The sequence below is a fragment of the Mesorhizobium sp. WSM2561 genome, assembly GCF_000513915.1.
Lineage (GTDB): Bacteria > Pseudomonadota > Alphaproteobacteria > Rhizobiales > Rhizobiaceae > Mesorhizobium > Mesorhizobium muleiense.
Window position 1 is genome coordinate 1 of sequence record NZ_AZUX01000082.1, and the last position, 7076, is coordinate 7076.

General features: G+C 57.7%; 4 protein-coding genes and 1 pseudogene. 1 reads left to right on the forward strand and 4 read right to left on the reverse strand.

Annotated features, from left to right (window positions below):
- Positions 1-277 (forward strand): annotated as a pseudogene (locus M727_RS41050) (aminopeptidase); the annotation flags it as partial.
- Between the two features lie 113 nt (positions 278-390).
- Here M727_RS41050 and M727_RS0132125 read toward each other — a convergent pair.
- Genes M727_RS0132125 through M727_RS0132140 form a run of 4 tightly spaced genes read right to left on the reverse strand, consistent with a single transcriptional unit; the run spans position 391 to position 5812 of the window.
- Positions 391-1956: an adenylate/guanylate cyclase domain-containing protein gene (locus tag M727_RS0132125; protein WP_027155967.1), complete on the reverse strand. Its 1566-nt coding sequence runs from the start codon at positions 1954-1956 to the stop codon at positions 391-393.
- Positions 1957-1981: 25 nt separating this feature from the next.
- Positions 1982-2353 (reverse strand): response regulator, encoded by a 372-nt coding sequence (locus M727_RS0132130; protein WP_027155968.1) that lies wholly within the window; start codon positions 2351-2353, stop codon positions 1982-1984.
- A gap of 49 nt (positions 2354-2402) precedes the next feature.
- Positions 2403-5135 (reverse strand): response regulator, encoded by a 2733-nt coding sequence (locus M727_RS0132135; RefSeq protein ID WP_027155969.1) that lies wholly within the window; start codon positions 5133-5135, stop codon positions 2403-2405.
- Entirely contained in the window at positions 5132-5812 is a 681-nt protein-coding gene (locus M727_RS0132140) for a DUF3365 domain-containing protein (RefSeq protein WP_236372050.1), read from the reverse strand. Before M727_RS0132140 ends, M727_RS0132135 begins: the two co-directional genes overlap by 4 nt.
- Between the last annotated feature and the right edge of the window lie 1264 nt (positions 5813-7076).

A 7076-nucleotide genomic window follows, 5' to 3' on the forward strand; every position in this document is an offset into this window, starting at 1 on the left:
CCTGGGACATTGCGCGCTCGAATGGCATCGGCGAGCGCCATCCGACAGTTTGCGATAGATGAACTAGCGCTGCCGGACAACAATAGCTACCGCAGCTATGTTGACGTTGGTCGGGACGCGGTGACATGGGCCATCTTCGCAGCGTCGGAATTCTCGCTGACGCCACGAACATGGTGCTTTCCGGTGTTCGGATGCGTTCCGTACCGAGGATACTTCTCCAAAAAGGTCTGCGATTGAAACCGTTGTCGAACTTCAGAGACAGGGCCTGGACGTCTATGACACGGACGCTGGTTAATCTGCTCTTCGATTCGCGATTGCTATGGTAGTAATAGCCTCTCAACGCCGGTGCCGTAAGCTACTCGCTTACGGGTCGCTTTGAGGAATCAGACATCAGTGTCGAACGAGATAGGTCTCCATCTTGCCGACGCCTCTCAGTTCCACAGTGCAGCGCGGTTCTAGCTCCCAAGAGGAGTGCAGAGCGCGCCTGGTTGCCTCCGAGATTTGCATGCGGTCGGCTACGCCCTGGGACTCGAGTCGGCTTGCGATGTTCACGGTTTCGCCCCAGACATCATAGACGAACCGATGTCGGCCGATCAGACCGGCGATCACCGGTCCGGTGTGTACGCCGATTCGGACACGAAAACTGTCGCTGCCCGACGCCAAGAGCCTCAACGAGTCCAGCATGGATTTTCCCAGCGCCACGGTCCTGTCGGCGTGATCGGCCGCCGGTTCCGGAAGACCACAAGCGGCCATATACGCGTCTCCGATTGTCTTGATCTTCTCCACGGAATGCTTCTCCGCCAGCGCGTCGAACATGCTGAACAACCGGTCGAGGCGCTTGATAAGGTCGGATGCCGGCAATTTCGCTGCGATAGGCGAGAATCCGACAATATCGGCAAAAAGGATGGTCACTTCCTCGAACCGGTCCGCAATGATCTCCTCGCCCCCTTGCAGCCGCGCAACGATTTGACCGGGCAGGACGGCATGTAGAAGCGAGTCGGCCCGCCGCTTTTCCGCCTCGATCCGCTGAAGATACTGGTGCTCGCGGTCGCGCCAACGCTTCTTCTCCAGACTGGAGTTGATCCGGGCGCGCAGCAGGACCGGATTGAACGGTTTAAGCAAGTAGTCGTCGGCTCCCGCCTCGATGCAGCGGACCACGGCGTCGACTTCGTTCAGCCCCGATATCATAATGACCGGGATGTGCCGCCACCGGCGCTCAGCTTTCAATCGCGAGAGCACCTCGATGCCGTTCATGTCCGGCATCAGTATGTCCAACAGAACAAGGTCAAATTCATATTCCGCAAGGCGGGTCAGCGCGGACAGGCCTGACTCGGCAGTGACTACCTGATGACCGTCGTGCAGCAAGCGGCGCGAGAGAAGATCGCGGTTACTGCCGATGTCGTCGACGACAAGTATTCTACCGTTGCGTCCTGAGAATGCATCGCGCTCGGTCTTGCCCAGCGCCCTTTCGAGCCCTGCTGCATCGATCTCTGCCTGATCCGTCGTCCACAGCCCTTCGTTGTCGCTGGCGCGCGATAGGCCGGCAATTGCATCGACATGCGCCAACAGCTCGGCCGCAGCCGCGAGCATCACTCTGACATCTTCGTCCAATGCGTGTTCGTGCAATTCTTCGGCTTCTTCAAGGATCATTTCGGAGTAGCCGATAATCGCGTTGAGTGGTGTTCGCAAATCGTGGCGCAGTTTCGCCTCGATCTCGCGCCCTGCATGGTCCGGATAGTCGGCTTTGCCATGGATCAAGCTGTCGATGAGGCTGTTCAATTGCCGGGCAGCGGCGCCGACCCTCTCAAGATCTGGAGTGATGTGCACCAGACTGTGGTTCTGCACCTGTTCTAGCAGCAGTTCCTGAAATCCCGAGATTGCCCGTGCTGGTCCAGCAAGCGTCTGCGCCAGATGGGCGGCTATTGCGTGGCGTTGGAACTCATTCTTGGCAGTCATGTCTCCAATCCGCCGACTCGGCGGCTCACGGATTTGCGGCAAGCAATTGTTCGATTTTCTGGACGAGCCTCGGCAGGTCCACCGGCTTGCTGTCGTAGTCATCGCAGCCGGCCTCAAGCGCCAATTCCCGATCGCTGGTCATAGCATGTGCAGAAAGCGCGATTATAGGGATCCCGGAGGTGGTCGGATCAGCCTTGATCCGCCGTGTCGCCTCCCATCCGTCCATCACGGGCAGGCTCATATCCATAAGGATCAGATCCGGTCTTTCCGAAATGGTTAGTTCCACGCCGGATTGTCCGTTTTCTGCAATAAGCACTTCGAACCCACGCCGCGACAACCGTCGCGAGAGCATGTCGCGATTCATTTCGTTGTCTTCCACCAGAAGGATTCTCGTCATCTTCGGCCCCTTCTAACGATGGGTCAACGAACTGAGATGCCGGGCCAGCCTACTCGGCCGCGGAAATCTGGCGTTCGAGCGCCTTGACCAATTGAGACCTGCTGTTCGCGCCCTTGGTCACAACGGCAACCGCCCTATCGCGGAGCCATTCGAGCTCGTTCATCGACAGATCTTTCGAGGTAACTACGACCACCGGAATGTTCTGCAGTTCGGGCGTCTGCTGCATCTCACTCAATGTCTGAAATCCGTCCATTTCGGGCATCAGCAGATCAAGCACCACCAGGCGCGGCAACAACCGTTTCATCAGGCCAAGGCCGCGCACGCCGTCGCTTGCCTCGTGAACCCGCCAATCCTTCTTGATCAGGATACGCCGAAGGAAATCGCGGGAGGCTTGGTCGTCATCAATTACAAGCACATCGCGGTTGCCACCGCCGCAAGCCTCAATTGTTTGAATCAGCTTCTCGGTGTCGATCGGCTTCGTCAGGTATTCAACCGCCCCGAGTGAGAGGCCGAGTTCGCGATCTGCAAGTATCGTCGCAAGGATCACAGGAATCTCGCAAAGCTCCCTATCGTTCTTCAGAGATCGCAGCACTGACCAGCCGTCCTGATGCGGCATGATGATGTCGAGAATGATCGCCGCGGGGCGATGCGCTCGAGCAGCGGCTATTCCTTCCTCGCCGCTTGCTGCTTCGAACGATGCCAGTCCCGCCTCCGCCAAGGCGCTGGCGATGACGGTTCGGGCGGCTGGTTCATCATCTATGATCAGAACCGCCTTGTCTCGTGGCGGCAACGGCACAGCTTCGGAGGGGTGTTGCTCGCTAGATTCTTTTTTGAACTCGGCTGGAATCTCCATTATGAAGGTCGAGCCTTTTCCGAGTTCGCTCTCGACCTTTACAACGCCTCCGATCATTCGGCTAAAACTCCGGGTTATGCTGAGGCCAAGCCCCGTTCCGCCATAGTTGCGAGTGGTGGATGCGTCCGCCTGCGTAAAAGCGTCGAAGAGCCGTTCCTGCTGCTCCGACGTCATTCCGATCCCGGTGTCGGACACTTTGAATATCAGCCAATCGCCGTTTGGTCGCCTGTCGCGACGCACCGCGAGTGTTACTCGACCCCCTTCGGTAAACTTGGCGGCGTTGCTGAGCAGGTTAAACAGGTTCTGACGCAACTTCGTCTGGTCCGAATGCATTTTCCCGAGGTCGTCCTCGAGGTCCAGTACGAAACCGTTTCGGTTTTTCGCCATCAGAGGCGCGACTGTGGCCTGGACGTCGCGCATCAAATCGGCGACGTCGAACGTTTCCAAGAAAATTTCCATCTTGTTCGCCTCGATCTTCGACAAGTCGAGGATGTCGTTGATGAGCCCCAGGAGATGGCGACCAGCCGCGGCGATCTTCTTCAGTTCCGGAACGAATTCCACCATGTGCTGGTCGCTCGCATCTTCGATCAGCATCTCGCTGTAGCCAATAATCGCGTTCAGCGGCGTACGCAGTTCGTGGCTGACGGATGCGACGAAGCGGCTCTTGGCTTCATTCGTCGATTCAGCACGGCTCTTGGCGCGCTCGAGTTCGTCTTGTCTCAGTTTCAATTCCGTGATGTCGGTGTAAACGGCGACCGCGCCGCCGTCAGGCGTTTTTCGCCTGCTTACGCGAACCCATCTGTCGCCAAAGCGATCCTCGCCGACGAAGCCCGCCGGGTCCTTGTGGATGTGTAACCGCTGGGCAATCCACTCCTCCGGCGACGCGCCCGCAAGGTCGACTTGCCCGCCTGCCAGGCGTTGCTCCAAGATTTCTTGGAAGCTTTGCCCAGGAAGAGAAGCTCGCGCATGGTCAGGGAAGAATTCGCAAAATTTGCTGTTGGCCAGGATGACCCTGTCCTGCGGATCGAATAGGACAAATCCGTCAGAAATTGCCTCAAGCGCCGCTGCGATCGTCCGTCGTTGCTGCTCCGCCTCGTCTTCCAGTCGTTTCTTTTCAATCGCGCCCGCGCGAAAAAGTCGAAGCGTCCGCGACATTGCGCCGAGTTCGTCGCCTCCCTCAATCGGTATTTCAATATCGTAGCGTCCTTGCGTCAGTTCGCCGATGACCCGGTTCAGCCGCCGTAACGGGCCAATGATCGAGCGAAGGACAAGGATTGTAAGAAGCGACCCAATCAACAGCACGATGACCACCAGAATGGCAGCGGTAGTCGCGGTTTTCTGGGCTAGCCTTACAGCCTCGTTGCGAGCGGCTTCTGCCTCGGCGCTCACTTGCTCGACAAGTTTGTTAAGGGTGGCATCGACATTTGTGCTGTGGGTTCGCGCCTCGGCCAGGAGAGCGTTTCCAATGATGCGGTTATCCTGAGTATAGCTGTCCGCCGCCTCTAGTGCCCTTTTGACGTAGTCATCGATCTCGACACGGATTTCCCTCACTGCATCGGGGGATAATTTCGAAAGGCCGTCCAGTTGGTCCAGCAGTCGCTCACGCGCCTGCTCGGCATTCCGCTGGGAGTTCATTAGCAAGCTGACCGACAAATCGGTGAGCCAGTATCGCAATTCGCCAAAGGTCACGTGCGCCGCAGCCGCAGTCGCCGCGAGATCGAACAATGCCTTAGTGTCTGCGGTGCGGTCGGCACTGCGATAAAGCGCCTGCGTGAGAAGGATGGAAGATACGATGAGACTGATAAGGCCGGCCGCTGTCAGTGCAGCTACGCGGGCCGCGATCGGCAGACTGGCAAGGCGACGTCCCAGGGATTTCGACGGCACCGGTATGGCTTCCAACTCGTGGGGTGTCTGTTCCAGGACGCTCATTTGAACAAGACGATGCTGATTGCGCCCCCCAGATCGCCGGCTTTTCCGCCCTCCTTGGGATATCCAGTTATGTCGATCTCGCCCTTCGGCTCGCCGTGGCAGGAAAGACACGACTCCGTATAGTATTCGGGCAGGAGCATTCGAAATGCCGGGCGTCCCTCCACCTCGGTCACGTCCGTGTAGGCTTCGCCTTTTGCTCTCTTCGGATCTGAAAAGACGCTTACGATGACGCTGGCTTCCCAAGCGTCCGGAAGAGATTTGCGGTTGCGCACGAGTTGCTCGGGCGCAGTCACGCGCACCAGAGCTTCGTTGCCGACCTTGGCGGCGAATTTCTCATTCAACAGACGCGCGAAAACGGCCGGCACGAAGCCCTTGAACCCGATCCCAGCGCGGTTGATGTCATCTTGCTGCTCGTCCACCACCTCCCGCATAGCCCCAATCTGGGCCTCAAGCAGACGCCGGTCGCGTTTGGTCAATTCGCCGGAAAACGGGTCCTGGCCGGTGTTTTTTGAGTAAACGGCGATGGCCTCGCTCGCAAACCGCTCGCTGTCGAGGTGCTTGTCGCCAAGTGCGGGATCGTTGATTAGTGTCTGATAGTTGGAGACAACGCTTCGCCCCGCGCGAAGCAATTCCGCAAGGCGGATTCCCATCGCGACATCTTCAGTAACCGCTCCCATGGCAGCCGGCGCGAGGAACGCGCAACCGACAAGAGCAACGCCAATGCTTCTCCGCGTCAAGGTTGACAGGTCGAACATCTCCGTTCCCGTCGAAGGAAGCCAAACAAAAAGTATAGCACGACGCAGGCCGATAGCGTAGCGACAAACGCCCATGCGCAAGCGGTGAGAGAAGGAACGAAGCATCCGCCGCCCGCTCCGAAGCGGCCCTGGCCCGCAAACCCGTTTTTGCCGAACGTCTCTTGACCACCTGGGTGGAGCACCGGGAGGTTAGCGGTGGATTTGTCAAGCTTGCCGTTAAAATATAGCTTGCTAAAGCTAGAAAATTAGCTTGAAATATATATTCGTTGTGTTCGAGCGCAACCTCACGCACCGTAAACTTAGCATAGCAATTGTTTGTAGAAGAAGATGATGGTTCTGGCCTTATGTTGTCGGGCGGCACAACCTATGCATGTCATCTTGATCGCTTGATGAACCATCATCGCTGAAAGGAAACAGAACTATGTTACGAAAAACAATCAGCATTTCAACCCTCGCCGGCGCGGTTGCAGTCGCTGCCGCCGCGGTGCGCCCAGCCGGACGAGACCGATAAGTTCGGAATTGAGACGAGTCAGATGCGACGTAACCGGTCCTTCTCGCGGTGAATACCGCCAGTGCCGTTCCGTGCCGTGTGTTCGAGCAGATGATTAAGATGACTTCGATGTGGACAAGTTTTCATAATGGCACCATTGGCTACATTCGCGGATGGTTCCGCCTTCGCGCCGAGCGAAAAGCTATGTGGATGATAACGGACGGGTTGAGCCGGTCACCGGATGACATTCTTAACGACATTGGTATCTCACGCGACGAAATCACGTGCGCTTTGTCAAAGCGTCCCAATCCGAGTTCCGGGTCGGGGCGGAATGCGGCCGGCCCATGATTTGTCCAGCCCACAGTATCTGCCATGTCGCATGCCAAGGTCTCATTGTCCCCGCGGCGGCGAGTCGAACTGATCCCGAGTGATCACGGCGCTGGCCGATCGTTACCTGCTCGCAGATCGTGATTCAGTGGCTCGTCGCTCCACGACGAGCCACTGAAAGCATTCACCCCCTGTGCGGACGTTGAAGCGCGATGTCAGGAAGGTCGTTGACGGGTCAATTTACGTCGTAGAACGCTTGTGATGGCTTTTCATCGAGGCCCAGCGTGCCGCGGTCGCCCGCTTTGCCGAGGCCGAGGGAATGATCATCCTCCAGGAGTTCACCGAGATCGAAACCGGAAAGGGCGCGGA

What these genes read in the sequence shown, in the direction of transcription:
- M727_RS0132125 (WP_027155967.1), bottom strand. Translation starts at nt 1,956, where the DNA reads ATGACTGCCAAGAATGAGTTCCAACGCCACGCAATAGCCGCCCATCTG.
- M727_RS0132130 (WP_027155968.1), bottom strand. Translation starts at nt 2,353, where the DNA reads ATGACGAGAATCCTTCTGGTGGAAGACAACGAAATGAATCGCGACATG.
- M727_RS0132135 (WP_027155969.1), bottom strand. Translation starts at nt 5,135, where the DNA reads ATGAGCGTCCTGGAACAGACACCCCACGAGTTGGAAGCCATACCGGTG.
- M727_RS0132140 (WP_236372050.1), bottom strand. Translation starts at nt 5,812, where the DNA reads ATGGGAGCGGTTACTGAAGATGTCGCGATGGGAATCCGCCTTGCGGAA.